We start from the raw sequence: 21,195 nt of genomic DNA, 5'->3' as shown, positions 1-21,195 counted from the left end.
CGCTGTCAGACTTCGGCAATGACCGACGTCCTACCCGCACCAGCCGGCGACGCTGCCGACAGCCACGAACACAGTCGCACCGGCCTGTCCGCCGATGCATTGCGGCGAGGCATTCTCGACCATCTGCGCTACTCGATCGGTCGACCGGCGGCCGCACTGCGGCCCGAGCACTACTACCGGGCGACGGCACTGGCCGTGCGCGACCGCATGCAGGACAACCGGGTGGCGTCCACCCAGACATCGCTTGATCTCGGCCGCAAGGTGACGTGCTACCTCTCGGCCGAGTTCCTGATGGGACCGCAGCTGGGCAGTAACCTGCTGAACCTCGGAATCGAGAAGCAGACCCGTGCTGCGCTGGCCGAACTCGGCCAGGACCTCGACGAGGTGCTGGCGTGCGAAGAGGAACCCGGGCTGGGCAACGGCGGTCTCGGGCGGCTGGCCGCGTGCTACCTCGATTCGCTCGCCACCCTGGAGCGCCCGGCCATCGGCTACGGCATCCGTTACGAGTACGGCATCTTCAACCAGCAGATCCACGACGGCTGGCAGGTCGAGAAGACCGACAACTGGCTGGTCAACGGCAACCCGTGGGAGATCCCCAAACCCGATGTGAACTACCTCGTCAAATGGGGCGGTTACGCCGAGCACTACCCCGATGACGCGGGCGAGGACCGGGTCCGGTGGGTGCCCGGGCGGGTCTTGAAGGGCGTCGCCTACGACACGCCGATTCAGGGCTACGGCGTGCACACCTGCAACGTATTGACACTGTGGAGCGCCCGGGCCGTCGAGTCGTTCGCTCTGGACGCCTTCAACACCGGCGACTACTACAAGGCGGTCGAAGACGAGGTCAACTCGGAGACCGTGACGAAGGTGCTGTACCCCAACGACGAACCCGAGGTGGGTAAGCGGTTACGCCTGCTGCAGCAGTACTTTTTCGTATCGTGCTCACTGCAACACGTCCTGCACATCATGGATGATCTGGCGGACGCGTCGGTGTTGGACCTACCTGAGCGGTTCGCGCTGCAGCTCAACGACACTCACCCGTCGATCGGCGTCGCCGAACTGATGCGGTTGCTGGTCGACGAACGCCGGCTGGACTGGGACGAGGCCTGGGACATCACGGTGGCCACGTTCGGCTACACCAACCACACCCTGCTGCCGGAGGCGCTGGAAACGTGGCCGCTGCCGATGTTCGGCGAATCGTTGCCCCGGCACCTCGAGATCATCTACGAGATAAACCGCCGATTCCTCGACGAGGTGCGCGCGATGTTCCCCGGTGACGACGACCGGCTGCGCCGCATGTCGTTGATCGGCGAGGACGGGGGCAAGAGGGTGCGGATGGCGCATCTGGCCACTGTCGGCAGCCACGCCGTCAACGGCGTCGCCGCGTTGCATTCCGATCTGCTGAAAACCAGTGTGTTGAAGGACTTTTACGAACTCTGGCCGGAGCGGTTCAGCAACAAGACCAACGGCGTCACGCCGCGCCGCTTCCTCGCGGTGGCCAACCCGGGCTTGCGTGAACTGCTCGACGAGACCATCGGCGGCGGCTGGCTGTTCAACCTGCAGAAGCTTCGCGGCCTCGAGGCCGTCGTCGACGATGCTGCATTTGGTGCGAAGTGGCGCGCGGTCAAGCGCGCCAACAAGGCGCGCCTCGCCGACTACGTCCGCGCGAACACCGGTGTCGAGCTGGATCCTGATTGGCTCTTCGACATTCAGGTCAAGAGAATCCACGAATACAAGCGCCAGCACCTCAACGTGTTGCACATCGTCGCTCTCTACCACCGGCTCAAACAGACCCCCCGCCTCGAGATCCCGCCGCGGGCCTTTGTCTTCGGCGGTAAGGCTGCGCCCGGGTACTTCATGGCCAAGCGCATCATCAAGCTGATCAACGCGGTCGGCGAGACGGTCAACGCCGATCCGGAGGTGAACCGGTATCTGAAGGTGGCGTTTGTCCCGAACTTCAATGTGCAGAACGCCGAGCTGATCTACCCGGCCGCCGACCTCTCCGAGCAGATCTCGACCGCGGGCAAGGAAGCGTCCGGCACGGGCAACATGAAGTTCATGATCAACGGCGCCCTGACCATCGGCACGCTCGACGGAGCCAACGTCGAAATGCGCGACGAAGCCGGCGCCGAGAACTTCTTCCTCTTCGGGCTGACCGAATCCGACGTCGAGCAGGTCAAGCGTGATGGATACCGGCCGATGGACTACGTGGACGGCGACGACGAGCTGAAGGCGGTGCTGGGACTGATCGGCAGCGGCGCGTTCTCCCGCGGTGACACCGAGGTGTTCCGCCCCCTGGTGGACAATCTCTGCTACGACGATCCCTTCCTCGTGCTGGCCGACTACGCGTCCTACATGCAGTGCCAGGGCGCCGTGAGCGCAGCGTGGCGGGACACGGACGGGTGGACACGGATGTCGATTCTGAACACCGCGCGCAGCGGCAAGTTCTCGTCGGACCGCGCCGTCACGGAGTACAGCGAGGACATCTGGAATGTCTTGCCGGTGACCGTCACCAGATAATCGTGAGGCTTTCTCGAGGTGCAAATGTCGCACCGCGGCGATGGGCAACGTGTGATACTGACACGGCATGAGCACCCCGACAACATCTCTTCTTGCCGATGACGTGGAGATCGTTCGACGACTCTTCACGCATATCGATGCGGGGACCACGGACGAGGGCGAGGCGTGGCGCGAACCCGTGGCGAATTACCTCGATCCCGACCGATTTGCGGCCGAACGCGCGATGCTGCGCGCCATGCCGAGCGTGTTCATTCCGTCGGCGGCGATCCCGAAACCCGGCGACCACGTCGAGCGGGACTGCTTCGGTGTCCCGTTGTTCGCGGTCCGGGGGCGCGACCAGCGCGCCCGCGTGTTCCGCAACGCCTGCCGGCACCGGGGATTGGCCCTCGTCGAGAGCGCAGGTTGCGCGCAGGCGCTGGTGTGCCGCTACCACGGCTGGACCTATCGGCTGGACGGCGCGCTGTCACACGTTCCGCATGCCGACGCCTTCCGCGATCTCGACCCCGCGAGCCGGGGGCTTGTCGAGGTGCCCAGCTGGGAGGTCGACGGCCTCGTCGTCATCGGACCGCTCGAACCCAGGTCGACCGGCGCTGCCGATGAGGCCAGGGCGGCCTTGGCGGACGGCACCCCGTGGCGGCACAAATTGTTACCCGCTGATCGGCTTCTGGTCGTCAACACGAACCTGCGCGCGATGAACTGGAAGGTCCTCGTGGAGCAGTTCCTCGAGGGCTACCACATCCGCACCACACACAAGGACACCTTCTACCCGCTGCAGTACGACGACCTCAACATCGTCGAGCCGTTCGGGCCGAACAGCCGAGTCACCTTCCCGTATCGCAACATCGAACGACTGCGCGATCGACCGGAATCGACCTGGCGAACGGGTCACCGGGTGACGTACGTCTACCACCTGTTCCCCAACGTGATGATCGGGACGTTCCCCGACCAGGTGCTCGTGATCGTCATCGACCCAGTGGACATCGATCATTCCACGGTGACCATCTATGCCCTCGCCACCAAGGGGGCTGCCGAGAAGCGTTCGGCTGCAATAGCTTCGCGGCCCCGCGAGAGCGGCGCAAGTCTGCTCGTCCAGGCGGGCATCGAGGACAACGAAATGTCGGAGGGGGTTCAGCGCGGATTCCGTGCGGGCGCGAACACGTTCGTCGAGTTCGGCACGCACGAAAGCGCCCTCGGACATTTTCACGCGATTCTCGATGGCCGCCTGGCGTCCTTCGCCAAGTAATCTCAGCCGTCGTTCGACGGGCACGACACGTCCACGAAGACCTGCGTGTGCTCCTTTTCCTGGAGTGTGGCCCTATCGTCGAGCGACGGGTGCACACCGGTCGCCGTGCATTCCGACAGGGGCGCCTGGACGAGCCCGTTGATCTGCACGTTGTAGCCCTCCGCCTTCAGTTCGTCAATGGCGTCCGCCGCCGTCTGCGCGTGGGGGAACGCGCTCGCCGTGCCCGCCAGTCCGAGTGCCGCCGCGACCAGCGCGCCTGCCGTGAGCGAAGTGGTGAGGAAGTTCTTCATTGCCGTTCCTTTCCGAGAACCTGTTCGGCTCAACGGCTCCTCGAAAAGAGAGGTTCAACGCGGTGATCGTGGCGACAAAGGCGCCCGGAGGTCACCGCACACAACACTCAAGCGCCGAACCGGGCGGCCAGTCCGCGCCGGTCGACCTTGCCGATGCCGCGGCGCGGCAACTCGTCGAGAACGTGAAACTCGCGCGGGGCCGCCGTGGAGTCCAGCGTCCGCGCGACATGTGAACGCAGTTCGTCCAGCGTGGGGGTCGCACGGCCGGGGGGCACCACCACGGCTGCGACCACCCGGTGCCCGAGTCGATCGTCGGGCACGCCGAACACCGCGCAGTCGGCGACCGCGGGGTGGGTCGCCAGCGCCGCCTCGACAAGTTGCGGCAACACCGTCAGCCCGCCGGTGCTGATCGCATCGTCGACACGTCCCAGAATCGTCAATATTCCCGAGTCATCCACGGCGCCAAGGTCGTCCGTGCGGAACCAGCCCGGCTCGGCGAACGGATCCGGGACTGCGGGGTTGCGGTAGCCCATGGCAAGAGTCGCGCCACCGAGCACCACCCTTCCATCGTCGATCCGGACCCGCACCCCATCCAGGGCGAGGCCGTCGTAGACGCAACCGCCGGCCGTCTCGCTCATGCCGTACGTACGGACAACCGAAATGCCTGCCGCCGCGGCCCTTTCGGAAAGGCCGGCAGGCATCGGGCCGCCTCCGATCAGCACCGCATCCAGTGACGCGAGGGCGGCCGTCGCGGCCGGATCGGTCAACGCCTTGACGAGCTGTACCGCGACGAGTGAGGCATAGCGGCGTCCGTGCCCCATCGACGCGATGGCCGAGGACAATTCGGCCGTGTCGAAGCCAGCCGGCACCGCGACCGGTGCGGTGCCTGCGACAACGCTGCGGACCAGAACCTGCAAACCCGCCACGTGATGTGCGGCGAGTGCCAGCAGCCACTGCCCGGGACCACCCAGCCGTCGGTGCGTTGCCTCTGCACTCGCCGTCAACGCCCGCCCGGTGAGCATGGCTCCCTTCGGAATGCCGGTGCTTCCGGATGTCGACACGACGACCGCAACCTCGGGCTCGATTTCTTCACCGGCGCGCAACGACGTTGTCAACACAGAGGTTTCGCCAGGGTCATCAACTGGGACCGGAAGAATCGAGGCGCGCCCGGCCAGCATGTCCTGCACAACGGGCAGCACCGTCGGTGCCGAAGCGCCGGACGGGACCGCGACGGCGCGCAGGACAGTTATTCGGTCTCCTCGCAGTCGCGCGGATCGTCGAGCGGCCAGCCGTTGGTGGCCAGATGGTTTCGCACCCGCTCGACGTCGTCAGGGTCCGGAAGTGCATCGGTGATCTGGGTGATCAGGACACCGATGTCGACCTCGTCGAACTCGCCGCGAGTGGTAAGTTCACCGACGACCTCCTTGACCTCGTCGTCGGTGAGCCGGCGCTTCAGGAGCGCGAACAGCGGGACCCTGTCGGGCCCCGGCACACCCTCGGGATAACCGTCCGTGATCCACGCGACGATTTTGGCCAAAAAGTTATTCACAATATGTCAGCTTCCCCGGCGTCCGCTGCCGAAACCTTTTGACCGATGTTACTTTGCCGTGGCGCCCAGGATGTACAGGCCGGTGTGCTGGCCGATGAAGTCGCGGGCGATGAACAGTACGCCGACGACGACGGCCACCAGCACGACAGCGAAGATGACCCAGCTGAGCGCGACCAGCGCCGGATTCTTGCCGCTGACCGTGCCACCGTGGTCGGCGACACCGACACCTTCGGCGTTGAGTCGCACGCCCAGTGAGAACAGGGCGGGCAGACCGGCGCCTACGATCAGGCCGGCGACGATGATCTGCAGTACGGCGGTGTAGTTGAACCAGCCATTCATGATGTGGTGCCTCTCGTCGTCAGGTCGGGACTCAGACCGTCGAGGTGGACTGGGGCCTCGCGGGGGCGGGTGCCTTCTCGCTCGTTCCCGCGGTCAGGTCGCCTTCCCATTCGGCGTTGACGTTGCTGTGGTCGATGGGCGCCTTGCGCGACTGCAGGTAGATGAGGCCCGAAACGACGACCAGCAGACCGAAACCTACTGCGGCACCGGCGAATCCACCGATGAGGTGGGTGATCCAGTAGGTGATCGCGCCGACGATCGCTGCGGACGGAAGCGTGATCAGCCAGGCGGCCGCCATCCGGCCCGCAACGCCCCAGCGCACCACGGCGCCGGGTTTTCCGACGCCACTGCCCAGGATCGAGCCGGTGGCCACATGCGTGGTCGACAACGAGTAGCCGAAGTGGCTGGAGAGCAGGATGACCGCCGCGGACGACGTCTCTGCCGCCATCCCCTGCGGCGACTTGATCTCGACCAAACCCTTGCCGAGCGTCCGGATCACGCGCCAGCCACCGAGGTAGGTGCCGAGCGCGATCGCCGCGGCGCAGGAGAAGATCACCCACAACGGCGGGAGGGCATCGGTCTTGTCGGCGGCCCCGTAGGAGATCAGGGCGAGGAAGATGACGCCCATGGTCTTCTGGGCATCGTTGGTTCCGTGCGCGAGTGAGACCAGCGACGCCGATCCGATCTGCCCGTAGCGGAAGCCCCTGTCGGTCCTGGCTTCCGGAACGCCGCGAACGAATCGGTACACGACCCAGGTGCCGACCACCGCCACGAAGCCGGCGACGAACGGGGCAATGGCGGCCGGGATGAGGACCGTGGACACCAGCCCCTTCCAAATGACTCCGTGGCCGCCGACGGCTGCCAGCACCGCCCCGACGATGCCCCCGATCAGCGCATGCGACGAACTGGACGGTATGCCGAGAAGCCAGGTGAGCAGGTTCCACACGATCCCGCCGACCAGTCCGGCGAAGACGATCTCGAGGGTGACGAGGCCGGACTGGACCAGCCCCTTGGCGATGGTCGCGGCGACGGCGGTCGACAGGAAAGCGCCGACGAGATTCAGCGACGCCGAGAGGGCAACGGCGACTTTCGGTTTCAGTGCACCACTGGCAATCGAGGTGGCCATCGCGTTACCGGTGTCGTGGAAGCCATTCGTGAAATCGAAGGCGAGTGCAGTGACCACGACGATGATCAGGAGGAACAACTGAAGGTTCACGGCAGAATTCTCGCTTTCGGAGCCGCACTATGTCGAACGGCATGGTTACGAACGCCCTGATTAACGCCATTTGTCCGGCAAATATTCGCCTGTCGTTCACCAATTCCGATGGCGGTGCCATCCGAACGGCTCACCCGCGGGTGTCGTGGCGCAGCGGATGGTCCTCGGGCACCTGCACGAAGATGAGTAGTACGCCGTCGGGATCGGTCACGTGCATCTCGTGAAGCCCCCACGGCTCCTGGCGCGCTTCCCGATTGATCACCACGCCGCGCTGCGCCAGTTCCTGTTCGGTGGCATAAATATCGCGCACCTGGAGCCACATCGTGCCGCCGGCGTTGGGAGTGCCGTGTCCCGCGACCTCGATCAGCGACTGGCCGGCATAGAAAACCGTGCCCGCGCCGTAATCGCGGGCAATGGCGAGACCGAGGTCGTCACGGTAGAACGCCAGCGATCGTTGATAGTCCTCCGGCCGGATGAGCATCCGGCTGGCGAGGATCTCCATGGACTGTGTCTATCACGCCTGGAGCCGGATACGGGCGCAACACGGTGGCGGGAACCGATCAGCCGATCCGTCGGCCGATGCCTGCCCGATACGGCTCGCGCAGCGCACGCGGAGCAACTTCCCGCTCGGGGTCCGGGGCAGCGCCTCGGCGAAGTCCACCGACTTGGGCAGCTTGAACCCGCCGAGCCGGGCGCGGGCGTACGCGATCAGCTCGTCCTCGCGTGGCGTAGCGACCGAGGCGGTAGGACGACCGCCTTCAGCGCTTCGCCCCAGCATTCGTCGGGGACGCCGATGACGGCGACATCGGAAACCGCGGGATGGGTCATCAGGACCGCGGCGAGCGCGTCCACACCTCGCCGACCGATCCGATGGGGACATCGGCGCCGCCGTCGTCGGTGATCCGCAAATCCACCCAGGGGTAGGGCTTGCCGCAGGACCTCAGCAACTGGGGCCGGTGCTGCCGGTCGTGCTCGTCGAGTTGGGTGATGGATCCGGTGGTTTCGGTCAGGCCGTATACCTGCTGGAACTCGCAGCCGAACCGCTCGAGCCCCTTGACCAGCACGTCGTCGGTGATGGGGGAGGCGCGGTACACGATGGCCCCCGCGCACGAGAAGCCGGTGTCGTCGACACCGGGCCCGGTGAGCAATGACTGGATCACCGCGGGGACCAGAAGGATGTTGGTAATGCGATGTCGCGCAACGGCATTGAGAATCGTCGACGGGTCGACGTCGCGCAGCACGATGGTGGTGGTGCCCTCGGACAGGCCGACCAGCGCCCAACCCGAACCGGCCATGTGGAACATCGGCATCACGGCGCGCCGACGACGACCACTCGCGCCTGTGCGTCATCGATGATGTGCTGCATCTCGGGTGCGGCCAGCCGCCAATTCACCGGGACCCCGACCGCGCCCAAACGTGCCTAGGCTGCAGACGGTTTCGAAGAACTCGGCGCCGTTCTTCTCGACGAAGGCCACCCGGTCGCCGAAGCCGACGCCGACCGCCCCCAACGCTTGAGCGACCCGACTGGAGCGGGCGTCGAGTTCGGCACAGGTGATGGCGCGCTCACCGGCCACCAACGCGATGGCGTCGGACCGCTCCGCCCGTGCACCCGCATGATGTCGGCGATCGTGGCGATATCGGGATGCGGCATCTTCGGGGGTCAGTCTTTCGGCTGGACGCGCTGTCGTTTCATCACCGCGTCCACCGCGGCCGGCGCGATGCTGTTGAGCGCGTGGGCCGTCAGTGCCATCCGGGGGGCGATGCGGACCGGTCGGACGCGCGCCGCGGTGATCATCCAGTCGGCCGCTTCGCCGGCGTCCAGCCCGGGCAGACCGTCGTACGCCCGCGTCGGCGCGATCATCGGTGTCCTCACCAGTGGGTAGAACAGCGTGGTGGAGTGCACACCGTCGGCGGCCCATTCCGTTTCGATGACCCGGCTGACCGCGCTGAGCGCCGCCTTGGACGCGTTGTAGACCGCGAACAGCGGCGATGATTCGCTCAGTACACCCCAGGTGGACACGTTGATGATGTGGCCGTCGCCGCGCTCGCGCATGCCGGGGGCGAGGCCGCGGATGAGCCGCAGCGGTGAGTAGTAGTTGAGTGCCATGGTCCGTTCGACGTCGTGCCAGCGTTCCAGCGATTCGGCCAGCGGGCGGCGGATCGACCGGCCGGCGTTGTTGATCAGGATGTCGATGCCGCCGAGTTCGGTTTCCACCGTGGCGACCAGGTCGTCGATGGCATCGAGGTCGGACAGGTCGCAGGCGTGCGCGTGCGCGGTGCCGCCCGCCGCGGTGACCCGGTCGACGAGCTTGCCGAGCAATTCCCCGCGGCGCGCAGCCACCACCACGGTGGCTCCGCGGCGGGCGAACTTCTCGGCGGCGGCCTCCCCGATACCGGAGGAGGCTCCGGTGAGCAGAATCCGCTTCCCGGCCAGGTCAACGTGATCGCGGCCGGGCCCGAGAACCATCAGTTGCGGGGTCACCGGCGGCCGCATGCTGGCCAGCAACACCTGATCGGCCAGCCGGCGAAGCGGATTCTTCCTCACGAGCCATGAGTTTAGGTTGCCTAGTTTTGTTTCGTGGTCAGCCGCTCGCTCAGCTCCCACAGACGCTGTGCCGATTCAGCGTCGACGGCATACGGGGTGACACCCCCGGTGGTGCGCAGCGGGCCCGCCACGATGTCCATGTCGATCGGGGTAGCCCCCGCTTCGAGGGGAGCGATGTCATTGTTCTGCAGGTAGACGCCGCCGATCTCGGCCAGCAGTGGGCTGGTGGCGGCGAACACGCTCGTCGACGCCCCCTGATGGGGTGTCTTCATATCGTTGTCCGGGTCGATGATCGGCTGCCCTCCGTCGTCGATGAGACCCATCGCCCGCCTGTCGTCCGGTGTCAGCCACGGCGCGAGGCTGGTGCTGGCGATGCCGCCGGGATGCAGCGAGTATCCGCGAATGCCGTCGTCGACCCAGCGCCGGTCGAGCTCGACGGCGAACAACACGTTGGCGGTCTTCGACTGGCCGTAGCCGACCATCCCGTCGTATTCACGTTCGAAATGTGGGTCATCCCAGCGGATATCGGAAAGGTGGTGGCCCCAGGACGACACCTCGACGACCCGCGCCCCGGCGGCCTTGCGCAATGACGGCAGCAGGGCGTTGGTCAGCTGGAAGTGGCAGAGGTGGTTGGTCGCGAATTGCCGCTCGTAGCCACGCGCGTCGCGGACCAGTTCACCGCCCATGATGCCCGCGTTGTTGATCAGGATGTGCAGCGCACGTCCCGAGTTCCGATATCCGGCGGCAAAGGCATCAACCGACGCCGGGTCGACGAGATCGAGCCGGCCGACCTCGACACGGTCAATGCCCGCCAGCGCGGCCGACGCGCGGTCGGGATCACGGCTGCCGACCACGACGGAGGCGCCCGCGCTGCTCAATGCCCGCGTGGTTTCCCGGCCGAGTCCGACGTGTCCAGCGGTGACGACAACGTTGCGGCCACGCAGGTCGATGTCTTTGAGGACCTCTTCGGCGGTCGATGCGGCGGTGAATCCTGTTCCGAGTGGTTGCTGTTTCTGTGTCATGCCTTCAACAACAACGCGAAGGCGGACTCGGCATGGTTGTGCATCCGGATTTCTTGCGTGATAGTCCAGATATGCCGACCGATCAGCTTTCTGAGGTGTTGGAGCTCGTCGAGGCGCGTAGTGCGATCTCCGGCGGGTTCGCGGTCGGCGGGAACTGGACGACGCGGTTCGAACTGGAGATGCCACTGAAGTTCATGGCGATGGTGCGGGGCGGCGCTGTGCTGCACACCAACGGCATTGTCGGCCCGATCGAGGTGGGCATCGGCGATGTGGTGGTCCTGAACAGCCGGCGATGGGTGACGTTGTCGGGCGGCAATGGGGAGGGACTGGCCACGGAATTCGCGATGACCGATCCGAATACGTTCCTGACCGTCGACGACAGGGACACCGACGTTCTCATCGGTGGCCACATCGATGTCAACGGGGCCGGCGCGGAGTTGCTGGTCGCCGTGCTGCCGGCGGTGGTGCACGTCCGCGGCGTAGCGCAGGATGCGGCCGAACTGCACGGGCTCATCGATCGGCTGTATCACGAGGTCATCGGAGATCGGATCGGCGCCGGCTTTGCAATCAACCAGTATTCGCAGCTCCTGGTGCTTGCCGTGCTGCGCGCCTATATCGCAGAGGCCGACGAACTGCCCGTGGGCTGGCTCCGGGTGCTGGCCGACGAACGACTGCGCCCCGCGGTGCGGCTCATGCACGCCGAGCCCGGAAAGCCCTGGCGGCTCAAGGAGTTGGCGCGTGCCGCGGCGATGTCGCGCACATCGTTCGCCGAACGGTTCCGCGTCGTCGCCGGCGTTCCGCCGTTGGCATACCTGAACACGTGGCGCATGCAGCTGGGCGCAGCGCGCCCTTCGCAATGGTGAGACCAGAGTGGGCCCGCTGGCCTACGAGCTGGGCTATACCTCCGAGAGCGCGTTTTCCAACGCCTTCAAGCGCGAAGTCGGCATGTCGCCGCTGCGGTACCGTGCCAGCATCCGCGATGACTCGACGTCGGCGGCGCGGGCGATATCGTGATGACTGTCAACGGCATGTGCGAGCGGCGCCGAGCGGCTGACCGGTCCTGAGCAGCTGGCCCCGTTGGCCGATGCCATCCTCGAAAAAGCCTGCTAAACCGGGCTTTCAGCACAAACGATGACAGATTCGTCGCAGCGACGACGGCAGGGACAGCCACATCGCGCATGTGTTGGCGTTCAGTGGGCGCAGGTCTCATAGGTGTTGATCAGAGCCTGTTCCGCCGGAATCGGCAGGTAGACCAACGGGTCGTGCTTCGTACAGCCGCCGACGGTCACCGACACCGGACCCCTGGCATTGCCCTGCCCGCCGATGTGCCCGGAGATCTGATCACTCGCGCTGTACAGGACGGGCCCGGGCAGGACGGCGGCGATCGGCAGGTGGCGCTGCGCGAGCGCGAGTGCGACGGCGACGTCTCTGGATTGCGTGGTCTCCTCGGAGATCCACACCGGGGGCGTCACCGGCCCGTTGATCCGCAGCCTGTCGATGTGTGGGATGGTCTGGTCGGCGTTGAGCTTGTCCCATACGTCGATCTCCGCGGTGGTGGGCAGCCGCCGCGAGGTTGCGATCTGTGCGGGGTGGTCCTTGCCGGCGCTGATGCTCCAGTCGACGCCGGCGAGCTCCGGATACCCCGCGGCGAGGCGGCGAGCGGTGGCGGCGACGCCGGCGTAGTCGGCGCCGCCGGCCAGGGTAATCGTCGCGGCGTTCGAGTGACCCCACTCCTGGATCGGCATCCGGTTGTCGGGATGGGCGACGGTGGCCTTCAATCTGATTGTGGCTCCCGGGAATTCGTCCCGTAGCGCCACCCAGTCCCTGGCCTGCACCACGATCTGATCGCCGTTGGTCAGCGGCAGCGTCCCGCTGTCGACGGTGAAGACGTTCCACGCGTGGCGCACGTCCAGTTCGGCTCGGTAGCCCGCGTAGTTCCCGGTGCGGAGTTCGCGCAGATACCGGCCGGTGATCGCCGCGAGCTGGTCGGCGGTGACATCGTCGGCGACGTCCACGTAGGCCCTGAAGTACACCCTGGCCTGGGCTCGGTTGTCGGCGTAGTCGTCGGTCGCGGCGGTCACGCCGGGCATGGTGCGGAGCTGGTTCGTGAAGGCCTGGGCGTCGGCCCGCCGATCGGGCGGGTTGGCGTCGCACGAGGCCGACATCAGCACGACCAACGTCAGGAAGCCGGCGACGACTCCATCGATCAACCGTCGCGGCGAGCGTTTACCCACGAATCCAGAGTTTAGGTGTCCTACTTCTCGGGGCCCGGCGCGACCGGTTCTGCAAAGCGGACTATAGTTCTGCGAGTACGTGGAGGGGAGTATTCCTCGCGCGGCACCGTCGTCATCACGGAAGGCCCCATGGCCGGCCCGGCGGTGTCGGTCCCGGCCAAGGCCGCGGGCGGAAGAGACCTCCGGACCGTTGCGTCATGCCGTCCGGAGGTCGACCGTGGTTTCTGTTGTCTCGCCCCTCGTGTGGATCATCACCGTCGCGGCGTTGCTGGCCATCATGGTCCTCGACCTGACGGTGATCGCCCGCCGGCAACGCACCGTGACCACCAAAGACGCGGTCCGCTGGGTGCTGATCTACGTGGCGCTCGCCGCCGCCTTCGCGGCCGGCCTGTTCATCTTCATGCCCGGGTCGGGCGGCCAGGAGTTCGTCGCAGGTTACATCACCGAATACAGCCTGAGCGTGGACAACCTGTTCGTGTTCATGATCATCATGACCCGCTTCTCGGTGCCCGCGCTGGCCCAGGACAAGGTGCTCTACATCGGCATCGTGCTGTCGCTGGTGTTCCGCGCCGTGTTCATCTTCGCCGGCGCCGCCGCCATCGCCGCGGCGAGCTGGGTCTTCTACATCCTGGGCGGATTCCTGGTCTACACCGCGATCCAGCTGGCCCTCGAGGACGCCGACGACGAGCCCGACTTCCACAACAACGCCGCGCTGCGGTTCCTTCACCGGATCCTGCCGATCAGCACCGACTACGACGGGCGCCGGCTGGTCACCCGCACCGGCAAGCGCCGTATGCTCACCCCGCTGGTCATCGTCATCGCCGCGATCAGCATGGCCAACGTCGTGTTCGCCCTCGATTCGATCCCGGCGATCTTCGGCCTCACCAACGACGCCTACATCATCTTCACCGCCAACGCGCTGGCGCTGATGGGCCTGCGGCAGCTCTACTTCCTCATCGAGGGTCTGCTCGAAAAGGTCGTCTACCTCAACAAGGGACTGGCCGTGATCCTGGGCTTCATCGGCGTGAAGCTGATCATCGAGGCGCTGCACGGCTCCCACATCGACGGTGTCGGCTCATTCCACCTACCCGAGATCGGCACCGTGACATCGCTGCTGTTCATCGTCGCCACGCTGTCCATCACGACGGTGCTCAGCCTCGTCAAGACCAGCCGCGACTCGCGCCGCGCCGCCGAATCGGAGTGACCGCTAGAAGTATCGCGGGAAAGGCGTCCAGTCCGGTTCGCGCTTCTCCAGAAACGCGTCGCGGCCCTCGACCGCCTCATCGGTCATGTATGCCAGTCGCGTCGCCTCGCCGGCGAAAAGCTGCTGGCCCACCAGCCCGTCGTCACTGAGGTTGAACGCGTACTTCAGCATCCGGACTGCCTGCGGCGACTTGCCGTTGATCGTCGTCGCCCAGTCCAGTGCGACGGCCTCCAGTTCAGCGTGGTCGACAACCTCGTTGACCGCGCCCATCGCGTGCATCTGCTCGGCGGTGTAGGGCCTGCCGAGGAAGAAGATCTCCCGGGCGAACTTCTGCCCGACCTGCTTGGCCAGATACGCGCTGCCGTAACCGCCGTCGAAGCTGCCGACGTCGGCATCCGTCTGCTTGAAGCGGGCGTGCTCGCGGCTGGCCAACGTGAGGTCGCACACCACGTGCAGGCTGTGCCCGCCACCGGCCGCCCATCCGTTCACCAGGCAGATGACGACCTTCGGCATGAACCGGATCAGGCGCTGCACCTCGAGGATGTGCAGCCGTCCCGCCCGGGCGGCATCGACGGTGTCGCCGGTCTCGCCAGATGCGTACTGATAGCCGGTGCGGCCGCGGATGCGCTGGTCACCACCCGAACAGAACGCCCATCCGCCGTCCTTGGGCGATGGCCCGTTGCCGGTCAGCAGCACCACGCCGACGTCCGGCGACATCCGCGCATGGTCGAGCACCCGGTACAGCTCGTCGACGGTGTGCGGCCGGAACGCGTTGCGCACCTCGGGCCGGTCGAACGCCACCCGCACCGTCGGCTGCGGCTTCCCGTCGATCACGTGCCGGTGATAGGTGATGTCGGTCAGGCCGTGAGAACCAGCCGAGAACCCGCCGACGGGCTGCCAGTGCTCGGGGTGAAACGGGTTGCCGCTCATGCGGTGGCCTGATCGAGCCGAAACACCGGGCAGCGTCCGGCGAGCGCCTCGAACTGGTCGGGATCCGGCCCGGTGACCAGGCCGGCGTTCTTGATGAAGCCGACCCCGGTCGGCACCTCGACGGGGAACACCCGCAGCAGCGGGCGCGCCTCCTCGACCGACATCTCCACCATCCGGACGCGCTCGGCGCAGCGCCCCTGACGCAGGGTGGCCTCGCCAGCGGCCCGGGCGTTGGCTGCCCAGTCCGAGCCGGGCACTCCGCCGACGATGTAGCGCTTACCGTCGACGGTCATCGGGGTGACCGGTGTGGAACGCGGCTTGCCGGTTTTGCGGCCGGGAACAGTCAGCACCACGGGGCCCTTGCCGCCGAAACCGACACCGAGCTTCTGCAGTCCGATCATCAACCTGTTCACGTACTTCAGCCACCACGGCAGCCGGATCCGCTCGTCGTTGGACATACGGCGACGCTACGTGACCGTGTCGATCCGGAAGACGGGGAGGCGACCCGCCACACTCTCGAGTTCGTCGGGGGACCCGTCGGCGAGGACCCCGACCCGCTTCATCAGGTCGACACCGGTCGGCACCTTCGTCGCGAACTCCCGTAGCACCGGCCGGGCCTCGTCCGGCGCCAGTTCGACCATTCGCACCCGCTCGGAGCGTCTCCCCTGCCTCAGCGCGGCATCGTCGGCGGCCCGGACGTTGCGGGCCCAGTCCGCGCCCGGATAGCAGCTGACGACGTAGCGGTTGCCGTCGATGTGCATCGGTGTGATCGGGGTGGACCGCGGCTTGCCCGACCTGCGGCCCGTGACGGTGAGAATCACCGGCGCCTCCGCCCCGGGAACGGGCAGGCCGAGCCGCAACATGATCATCAGCACTCTGTTCAACGGCTTGAGCAATCGCGGCGGAGGGACCCTCTCGTCGGTCATGGCCTTGACAGTAATGTTCAGAGCGCGAAACCGTACTGGCTTAGCGCTTTTCGCAGACCGTCGGTGCGCTGCGCCGTGGGGAGCGGGTCGACGAGGACGAATCCGCAGCCGACGGCGCGGGCGCCACCGTCGGCCTCGTCGCTGTCGCCGACCATCACCGCGTCCGCGGCGTCGACGCCCAGCCGTGACAGCGCGGTCTCGAAGATCGCCGCATTGGGTTTGATCGCACCGACTTCGTAGGAGAGCACGAATTCGTCGACGTCGCCGGCGGCCTCCAGAGCCGCGAATGCCGGCCGCACATCGAAGGCGATGTTGGAGACGACCGCGGTCTTGATGCCCTGCCCGTGCAAACCCTTCAGTACCCCGGCGGTATCCGGATAGGCCGTCCAGCTGGCCGGGTTGATCACCCGGTCATACAGCGACTCGGCGTGGTGCTCGGCCAGCCCCGATTCCCGCAACACATGCAGATACGCCTCACGGTGCAGGTGCGGTGCGAGGTCGCGGTTGACCCACGCGTGGTAGGCCTCCTCGGTCATCTCGACGGACCGGCCGGTGGGGGCGGTAAGCCTGCGCATCAGCTCGGCCTGGACATGCCCGTCGACCTGACGTTCGTCGACCTCGATGCCGTGGAACCAGCTTTCGTCCTCCTCGAGGCGGAACAACGTGCCGGAGTAGTCGAACATCACGGCCTGTACCTGCGGCATACGCCCATGTTGCCAGGTGTGACAGGTGTGAAATAGCGCTGTTCGGGCTAAATAACTGCCATGCCAAACCTCGAGCAGGTCGTCGTGGTGGTTCCCGCACACAACGAAGCGAAGGATCTGCCGCGTTGCCTGCGCGCGCTGGCCACCGCCGGCCTCTGCACGCCCATGCCGGTGCTGACGGTTGTGGTGCTGGATTCCTGCGACGACGGCAGTGACCGGCTTGTCGGACAGTTCGGTCCCGATGTGCATTTCGTGTCGATCGATTCCGGCAATGTCGGCGCGGCCCGCGCGGCCGGGTTCGAGTACGCGAAATCCGTATGCGCGACGGTGGCGCCGGAGGGCACCTGGTATGCGACCACCGACGCCGACAGTGTGGTCAACGCGCAGTGGTTGATCCAGATGACCGCGGCCGACGCCGACATGGTGCTCGGTGTGGTGCGGATCCCGGTGTGGCGGCATTTCCCCGTCGAGGTGGCCCGGCGCCACCTCCGGGCATATCAGTCGAAAGGGCCGGGGCACAACCACATTCACCGCGCGAACATGGGGTTCCGCGCCGACGCGTACTGGAGTGTCGGCGGCTTCCGTGCGCTGGAGACGGGTGAGGACGTCGAATTGGTCGACCGTTTCGAGGCCGCGGGCATGCGCATTCACCGGGCTGCGGAGCTGTCCGTGGCGACCTCGGACCGCCGCGACGGACGTGCGCCCGGCGGCTTCGCCAAGCACTTGCGCAGACTGTCGGGGTCGGCGCGGTGTCGAAAGGCCGGCACCGGGGCATGAACGCAGGACTTATCGGCCGGTGGCTCGCATCGGGAGCACTGGACCTGCCGATGCCGGGCTCGGGTGACACCGCCCAGCGGTGGCTGCGGTTGGCCGAACTCACGGCAACAGACGTCGTTGCGGGTCGGCTCGCCGAGGCGCACACCGACGCCGTCGCCATCCTCGCCGAACTCGGCGGGCCTCGGCCGGGACCCGGCCAGTTATGGGGCGTGTGGGCCGCCGAGTCGCACGACGCCGCCTTGTCCGCCCGCGACGACCGCGACGCCGTGACCCTCGACGGCACCAAGGTGTGGTGTTCCGGCGCGACACTCTGCACGCACGCCCTGATCACCGCGCGGCTCGGCTCCGGTGACCGGGGTCTGTTCGCGATGACGCTCGACCAGCCGGCCGTCCGGCCGCTTCGGCGTACCTGGTGCAATCCGGGGATGGCCGAATCCGATACGCGCTCCGTGCAATTCAGCGGTGCGACGGCTTCCGCCGTCGGCAAGGCCGGCGAATACCTGTCGCGGCCCGGCTTCTGGCACGGCGGCATCGGTGTCAGCGCCTGCTGGCTCGGCGGAGCCCGAGCGGTGGCGGCGCCCTTGTACGCCAGCGCCGCCAAGGGTTCTGCCGACCCTCATACGTTGGCTCACCTGGGCGCGGTGGACGCAGCGCTGGCCGCCGGGCAGGCCCTGCTGATGGCGGCGGCCGCCGACGTCGATGCGGATCCGTTGAACCGCAAGGGCGAGGCCGAACTGATCGCCCGACGGACCAGGGCCGTCGTCGAGACCGCCGTTGAGGAGTCGATCCATCGCACGGCCCGGGCGCTCGGTCCCGCGCCGTTGAGTCAGGACGCCCAGCACGCGCGACGGGTCGCGGACCTGACGATCTATGTCCGGCAGAGCCATGCGGAGCGCGACCTCGAGCAGCTGGGCCGGCTGGCCGGGGGGCGACGATGACTGCCGTGCCGATCCATGCGTCGGTCGGCAACGGTGCCCGGTTCGCCGCGCGCCCGCTGTCCGGCGGTGGCACGCCACCCCAGGTCTGGCTGGCCGCCGACCGCAGCCTCCCGGACCTCGACCTGACCCCGTGCCGGGAGATCGTCGTGGTGGGTGCCCACCCCGACGACGAGACGCTCGGTTTCGGCGCGACGACGGCGCTGCTCGCCGGACTCGGTGTCCGGGTTCAGGTCGTCTCGGCGACCGACGGGGGAGCATCATATCCAGGCCTCAGCTTGCTGCAGCGGTATCGCCTGGAGCAGGTGCGCCGGGCGGAATTGCACCGGGCGGCAGGCATATTGGGGACCGCCACACCGATCTGTCTGGGCCTGCCGGACGGTGAGATCGCCGATCACCAGGAGCGGTTGGCCGACCTGCTCGGCGAGATGCTCGCGGCCCGACCCCCCGGAAGCTGGTGCGCCGCCACCTGGCGGGGTGACGGACACCCCGACCACGAGGCCGTCGGGCGTGCTGCAGCGACCGCGGTGGAGCGCACCGGCGCCGTGCTGGTGGAGTACCCCGTCTGGATGTGGCACTGGGCCGTGCCGGGTGACCCCGACGTGCCGTGGTCCCTGGCGTACGCGGTGCCCTTGACGCGCGCCGCCATCGAACGCAAAAACCTTGCGGCGCAGTGCTTTCGAAGTCAGATAGAGCCAGTCGGTCCGGACGGGGCGCCAGTCCTGCCGCCGCCCGTCGTTCGCCGCCTGCTCGTGGTCGGAGAGGTGGTGTTCCGCTGACCCCGCGACTGTCGGACGGCTACTTCGAGCGCATCTACGCCGAGGCGGCCGATCCCTGGCAGCTCCAGTCGCGCTGGTACGAGCGGCGAAAATATGCGATCACGCTGGCGCTTCTGCCGTATCCGCGGTACCGGCACGCGTTCGAGCCGGGGTGTTCGATTGGTGTGTTGACCGAGCAGCTCGCCGGACGATGCGATCACGTGACGGCGACCGACATCTCCACCGCCGCCTTGGACGCGACACATCGCCGCCTGATCGATGCCGGTTGTCGGGAGCGGGTGACGTTGTTGCGCAGTTCACTCGACGCGCCATGGCCGGCAGCCGGCTTCGATCTGGTGGTGTTGTCGGAGATCTGCTACTACCTGCAGCCCGCGACGCTGCGGACCGTGCTGGATCGCGAGGTTCCCCGGCTGTCGCGGAGCGCGACGGTGGTCGCGGCCCACTGGCGCCACGAGGTGCCCGACTATCCGATGACGGGTGATCGCGCCAACGACGTCATCGGTGCCACCCCGGGACTCCACCACATCGGGGGTTACGTCGACTCCGACGTGGTGATCGAGGTGTTCGACACCGGATCGCCGACGTCGGTGGCGGCCCGCACCGGAGTGCCCGGCGCCTAAGCCCGACGGGCGCGAGCAGCTTTGTCCGCCAGTACTTCTCGCTCGCGCTCGTTATCGGTCATCGACAGCGCGCGGTCGAACTCCTCAGCGGCCTCCTGCCCGCGGCCCAGCCGGGCGAGCAGTTCGCCGCGCACGCTGGGCATCAGATACGAACCGTCGAGGCCGCCGATGCCGTCGACGATCCGCAGACCCTCCGCCGGTCCCGAGTCCATCGCCACCGCGACCGCCCGGTTGAGTTCGACCACCGGCGAGGGCGCCACCTGGAGCAGCCCGTCGTAGAGCAACACGATGCGCGCCCAGTCAGTGTCGGCCGCCGTCGGCGCGACCGCGTGGCATTCGGCCAGCGCCGCCTGTAGCGCGTATGGGCCCCAGCCGGTGCCCTTGTGCTGCACCGCTTTCGCGGCGCGTTCCAGGGATGCGACGCCGCGCCTGATCTGCGCGCGGTCCCACGTCGTCCTGTTCTGGTCCTCGAGCAGTATCGGCCTGCCGTCGGCGCCGGTGCGGGCGGCGAACCGCGACGACTGGAACTCCATCAACGCCACCAGACCGTGCACCTCGGGTTCGTCGGGTACCAGGGCCGCGAGCACCCGGCCGAGCCGCAGCGCCTCGTGGCACAGCTCGTCCCGGATCCACTTCTGCCCGAACGACGCCGAGTAACCCTCGTTGTAGATCAGGTAGATCACGCTGAGGACCGCCGAGAGCCGCTGCGGAAACTCCGTGCGGTCCGGCACGTCGAACGGCACATCGGCGTCGGCCAGCGTCTTCTTGGCCCGGGTGATCCGCGCCGCGACCGTCGGCGTCGACGTCAGGAACGCCCGCGCGATCTCGTCGGTGGTCAGGCCGCCGACCACGCGCAGCGTCAACGCGATCTGGCCCTCGCGCGACAGCACCGGGTGTGCCGCGATGAACACCAGCCGCAGCACGTCGTCGTCGATGCGGTCGGGATCCCACGCCTCGTCAACCTTGTGCTCGAGGTCGCGGGCCAACGCTGCGTATTTGGTGTCGAGGTTGTCCTGCCTGCGCCAATGGTCGATGGCCTTGCGTTTGGCGACGGTCGTCAACCAGGCGCCGGCGTTGCGCGGGATCCCCGACGACGGCCATTGCGTCAGCGCGTCGACCAACGCCTCCTGCGCCAGGTCCTCGGCCAGCCCGATATCACCGACCGCGCGGCTCAGGGTGGCGATGATCTTCGCGGCCTCCATTCGCCACACCGCATCGACGGTCTGCTGGATATCGACGGCCGGTGCCACGCCACCCATTGTCCCCAACCTGTCCCCAAACCCCGCGAGCGTGCGTGTCTGTAGGCGACACGCCGACGTTCTCGCGACACTGCGCACGCTCGCGCCAAGGGTCGGCTCAGCC

The 21,195-nt window shown here is 67.2% G+C and carries 23 protein-coding genes and 1 pseudogene; 9 read left to right on the top strand and 15 right to left on the bottom strand.

Translation table 11 applies throughout. From position 1 onward, the window contains the following. The first annotated feature begins 18 nt into the window (after positions 1 to 18). Both ACVWWN_RS37915 and ACVWWN_RS37910 read left to right on the top strand, forming a co-directional pair. Positions 19 to 2,520, top strand: coding sequence for a glycogen/starch/alpha-glucan phosphorylase (locus ACVWWN_RS37915; protein ID WP_457148454.1), 2,502 nt, complete (start codon positions 19 to 21; stop codon positions 2,518 to 2,520). A 67-nt stretch (positions 2,521 to 2,587) separates the two neighbouring features. Continuing rightward, positions 2,588 to 3,763 carry an aromatic ring-hydroxylating oxygenase subunit alpha gene (locus tag ACVWWN_RS37910; protein ID WP_457148453.1) on the top strand — a complete coding sequence of 392 codons (1,176 nt, stop codon included), beginning with the start codon at positions 2,588 to 2,590 and terminating at the stop codon, positions 3,761 to 3,763. Positions 3,764 to 3,765: 2 nt separating this feature from the next. Here the strand turns inward: ACVWWN_RS37910 and ACVWWN_RS37905 are convergent, their stop codons facing one another. From ACVWWN_RS37905 to ACVWWN_RS37865, 9 genes and pseudogenes are all read right to left on the bottom strand, one after another. After that, positions 3,766 to 4,053: a hypothetical protein gene (locus ACVWWN_RS37905; RefSeq protein ID WP_457148452.1), complete on the bottom strand. Its 288-nt coding sequence runs from the start codon at positions 4,051 to 4,053 to the stop codon at positions 3,766 to 3,768. 107 nt (positions 4,054 to 4,160) lie between these two features. Then, entirely contained in the window at positions 4,161 to 5,252 is a 1,092-nt protein-coding gene (gene menE / locus ACVWWN_RS37900) for an o-succinylbenzoate--CoA ligase (protein ID WP_457148451.1), read from the bottom strand. 47 nt (positions 5,253 to 5,299) lie between these two features. After that, positions 5,300 to 5,602, bottom strand: coding sequence for a DUF3349 domain-containing protein (locus ACVWWN_RS37895; protein WP_457148450.1), 303 nt, complete (start codon positions 5,600 to 5,602; stop codon positions 5,300 to 5,302). A 48-nt stretch (positions 5,603 to 5,650) separates the two neighbouring features. Then, entirely contained in the window at positions 5,651 to 5,941 is a 291-nt protein-coding gene (locus ACVWWN_RS37890) for a hypothetical protein (protein WP_457148449.1), read from the bottom strand. A gap of 31 nt (positions 5,942 to 5,972) precedes the next feature. After that, entirely contained in the window at positions 5,973 to 7,157 is a 1,185-nt protein-coding gene (locus ACVWWN_RS37885; protein ID WP_457148448.1) for an anion permease, read from the bottom strand. A 130-nt stretch (positions 7,158 to 7,287) separates the two neighbouring features. Then, positions 7,288 to 7,659, bottom strand: a complete 372-nt coding sequence (locus tag ACVWWN_RS37880) for a VOC family protein (RefSeq protein ID WP_457148447.1) — start codon at positions 7,657 to 7,659, stop codon at positions 7,288 to 7,290. A 58-nt stretch (positions 7,660 to 7,717) separates the two neighbouring features. After that, positions 7,718 to 8,808, bottom strand: a pseudogene (locus tag ACVWWN_RS37875) (AMP-binding protein). 9 nt (positions 8,809 to 8,817) lie between these two features. After that, a complete protein-coding gene (locus ACVWWN_RS37870) occupies positions 8,818 to 9,702 on the bottom strand; it encodes an SDR family oxidoreductase (protein ID WP_457148446.1) in 885 nt (294 codons plus the stop codon). Positions 9,703 to 9,722: 20 nt separating this feature from the next. After that, positions 9,723 to 10,724 carry an SDR family NAD(P)-dependent oxidoreductase gene (locus ACVWWN_RS37865; protein ID WP_457148445.1) on the bottom strand — a complete coding sequence of 334 codons (1,002 nt, stop codon included), beginning with the start codon at positions 10,722 to 10,724 and terminating at the stop codon, positions 9,723 to 9,725. A 71-nt stretch (positions 10,725 to 10,795) separates the two neighbouring features. On the opposite strand from ACVWWN_RS37865, the gene ACVWWN_RS37860 reads away from it, so the two are divergent. Together ACVWWN_RS37860 and ACVWWN_RS37855 are read left to right on the top strand one after the other, a co-directional pair. Further along, positions 10,796 to 11,587 carry a cupin domain-containing protein gene (locus ACVWWN_RS37860; protein WP_457148444.1) on the top strand — a complete coding sequence of 264 codons (792 nt, stop codon included), beginning with the start codon at positions 10,796 to 10,798 and terminating at the stop codon, positions 11,585 to 11,587. Between the two features lie 7 nt (positions 11,588 to 11,594). Beyond that, positions 11,595 to 11,738 carry a helix-turn-helix domain-containing protein gene (locus ACVWWN_RS37855; RefSeq protein ID WP_457148443.1) on the top strand — a complete coding sequence of 48 codons (144 nt, stop codon included), beginning with the start codon at positions 11,595 to 11,597 and terminating at the stop codon, positions 11,736 to 11,738. A gap of 176 nt (positions 11,739 to 11,914) precedes the next feature. Here ACVWWN_RS37855 and ACVWWN_RS37850 read toward each other — a convergent pair whose 3' ends face one another. Next, positions 11,915 to 12,958, bottom strand: a complete 1,044-nt coding sequence (locus ACVWWN_RS37850) for a hypothetical protein (RefSeq protein ID WP_457148442.1) — start codon at positions 12,956 to 12,958, stop codon at positions 11,915 to 11,917. A 217-nt stretch (positions 12,959 to 13,175) separates the two neighbouring features. Between ACVWWN_RS37850 and ACVWWN_RS37845 the strand changes: the two genes are divergently transcribed. Next, positions 13,176 to 14,162: a TerC/Alx family metal homeostasis membrane protein gene (locus tag ACVWWN_RS37845; RefSeq protein ID WP_457148441.1), complete on the top strand. Its 987-nt coding sequence runs from the start codon at positions 13,176 to 13,178 to the stop codon at positions 14,160 to 14,162. A 3-nt stretch (positions 14,163 to 14,165) separates the two neighbouring features. Here ACVWWN_RS37845 and ACVWWN_RS37840 read toward each other — a convergent pair whose 3' ends face one another. Genes ACVWWN_RS37840 through ACVWWN_RS37825 form a run of 4 tightly spaced genes read right to left on the bottom strand, consistent with a single transcriptional unit; the run spans position 14,166 to position 16,722 of the window. Continuing rightward, positions 14,166 to 15,092: a 1,4-dihydroxy-2-naphthoyl-CoA synthase gene (locus ACVWWN_RS37840; protein ID WP_457148440.1), complete on the bottom strand. Its 927-nt coding sequence runs from the start codon at positions 15,090 to 15,092 to the stop codon at positions 14,166 to 14,168. Continuing rightward, positions 15,089 to 15,550 carry a nitroreductase/quinone reductase family protein gene (locus tag ACVWWN_RS37835; protein WP_457148439.1) on the bottom strand — a complete coding sequence of 154 codons (462 nt, stop codon included), beginning with the start codon at positions 15,548 to 15,550 and terminating at the stop codon, positions 15,089 to 15,091. The genes ACVWWN_RS37840 and ACVWWN_RS37835 overlap by 4 nt, the downstream gene beginning before the upstream one ends. A 9-nt stretch (positions 15,551 to 15,559) precedes the next feature. Then, positions 15,560 to 16,018: a nitroreductase family deazaflavin-dependent oxidoreductase gene (locus tag ACVWWN_RS37830; RefSeq protein WP_457148438.1), complete on the bottom strand. Its 459-nt coding sequence runs from the start codon at positions 16,016 to 16,018 to the stop codon at positions 15,560 to 15,562. Positions 16,019 to 16,035: 17 nt separating this feature from the next. Beyond that, positions 16,036 to 16,722 carry an HAD family hydrolase gene (locus tag ACVWWN_RS37825; protein ID WP_457148437.1) on the bottom strand — a complete coding sequence of 229 codons (687 nt, stop codon included), beginning with the start codon at positions 16,720 to 16,722 and terminating at the stop codon, positions 16,036 to 16,038. A gap of 60 nt (positions 16,723 to 16,782) precedes the next feature. On the opposite strand from ACVWWN_RS37825, the gene ACVWWN_RS37820 reads away from it, so the two are divergent. Genes ACVWWN_RS37820 through ACVWWN_RS37805 form a run of 4 tightly spaced genes read left to right on the top strand, consistent with a single transcriptional unit; the run spans position 16,783 to position 19,833 of the window. Continuing rightward, the gene (locus ACVWWN_RS37820; protein ID WP_457148436.1) at positions 16,783 to 17,499 is read left to right on the top strand and encodes a glycosyltransferase; all 717 of its coding nucleotides are present in this window, start codon (positions 16,783 to 16,785) and stop codon (positions 17,497 to 17,499) included. Further along, complete coding sequence (locus ACVWWN_RS37815) at positions 17,496 to 18,437, top strand: acyl-CoA dehydrogenase (protein WP_457148435.1); 942 nt, start codon at positions 17,496 to 17,498, stop codon at positions 18,435 to 18,437. The genes ACVWWN_RS37820 and ACVWWN_RS37815 overlap by 4 nt, the downstream gene beginning before the upstream one ends. Beyond that, positions 18,434 to 19,213 carry a PIG-L deacetylase family protein gene (locus ACVWWN_RS37810; RefSeq protein WP_457148434.1) on the top strand — a complete coding sequence of 260 codons (780 nt, stop codon included), beginning with the start codon at positions 18,434 to 18,436 and terminating at the stop codon, positions 19,211 to 19,213. Before ACVWWN_RS37815 ends, ACVWWN_RS37810 begins: the two co-directional genes overlap by 4 nt. After that, entirely contained in the window at positions 19,210 to 19,833 is a 624-nt protein-coding gene (locus ACVWWN_RS37805) for an SAM-dependent methyltransferase (protein WP_457149433.1), read from the top strand. Before ACVWWN_RS37810 ends, ACVWWN_RS37805 begins: the two co-directional genes overlap by 4 nt. Here the strand turns inward: ACVWWN_RS37805 and ACVWWN_RS37800 are convergent. After that, a complete protein-coding gene (locus ACVWWN_RS37800) occupies positions 19,830 to 21,092 on the bottom strand; it encodes an RNA polymerase sigma factor (protein WP_457148433.1) in 1,263 nt (420 codons plus the stop codon). The genes ACVWWN_RS37805 and ACVWWN_RS37800 overlap by 4 nt on opposite strands. Positions 21,093 to 21,195 lie beyond the last annotated feature (103 nt).

The sequence above is a fragment of the Mycobacterium sp. URHB0021 genome (assembly GCF_054057895.1).
This window is presented reverse-complemented; position numbering and strand designations above follow the sequence as displayed.

Excerpts from the sequence above, each read along its gene's own strand:
- ACVWWN_RS37835 (WP_457148439.1), bottom strand. The coding sequence starts at position 15,550 with ATGTCCAACGACGAGCGGATCCGGCTGCCGTGGTGGCTGAAGTACGTG.
- ACVWWN_RS37840 (WP_457148440.1), bottom strand. The coding sequence starts at position 15,092 with ATGAGCGGCAACCCGTTTCACCCCGAGCACTGGCAGCCCGTCGGCGGG.
- ACVWWN_RS37825 (WP_457148437.1), bottom strand. The coding sequence starts at position 16,722 with ATGCCGCAGGTACAGGCCGTGATGTTCGACTACTCCGGCACGTTGTTC.
- ACVWWN_RS37810 (WP_457148434.1), top strand. The coding sequence starts at position 18,434 with ATGACTGCCGTGCCGATCCATGCGTCGGTCGGCAACGGTGCCCGGTTC.
- ACVWWN_RS37860 (WP_457148444.1), top strand. The coding sequence starts at position 10,796 with ATGCCGACCGATCAGCTTTCTGAGGTGTTGGAGCTCGTCGAGGCGCGT.
- ACVWWN_RS37815 (WP_457148435.1), top strand. The coding sequence starts at position 17,496 with ATGAACGCAGGACTTATCGGCCGGTGGCTCGCATCGGGAGCACTGGAC.
- ACVWWN_RS37890 (WP_457148449.1), bottom strand. The coding sequence starts at position 5,941 with ATGAATGGCTGGTTCAACTACACCGCCGTACTGCAGATCATCGTCGCC.
- ACVWWN_RS37830 (WP_457148438.1), bottom strand. The coding sequence starts at position 16,018 with ATGACCGACGAGAGGGTCCCTCCGCCGCGATTGCTCAAGCCGTTGAAC.
- ACVWWN_RS37905 (WP_457148452.1), bottom strand. The coding sequence starts at position 4,053 with ATGAAGAACTTCCTCACCACTTCGCTCACGGCAGGCGCGCTGGTCGCG.
- ACVWWN_RS37880 (WP_457148447.1), bottom strand. The coding sequence starts at position 7,659 with ATGGAGATCCTCGCCAGCCGGATGCTCATCCGGCCGGAGGACTATCAA.
- ACVWWN_RS37820 (WP_457148436.1), top strand. The coding sequence starts at position 16,783 with ATGCCAAACCTCGAGCAGGTCGTCGTGGTGGTTCCCGCACACAACGAA.
- ACVWWN_RS37865 (WP_457148445.1), bottom strand. The coding sequence starts at position 10,724 with ATGACACAGAAACAGCAACCACTCGGAACAGGATTCACCGCCGCATCG.
- ACVWWN_RS37915 (WP_457148454.1), top strand. The coding sequence starts at position 19 with ATGACCGACGTCCTACCCGCACCAGCCGGCGACGCTGCCGACAGCCAC.
- ACVWWN_RS37800 (WP_457148433.1), bottom strand. The coding sequence starts at position 21,092 with ATGGGTGGCGTGGCACCGGCCGTCGATATCCAGCAGACCGTCGATGCG.
- ACVWWN_RS37910 (WP_457148453.1), top strand. The coding sequence starts at position 2,588 with ATGAGCACCCCGACAACATCTCTTCTTGCCGATGACGTGGAGATCGTT.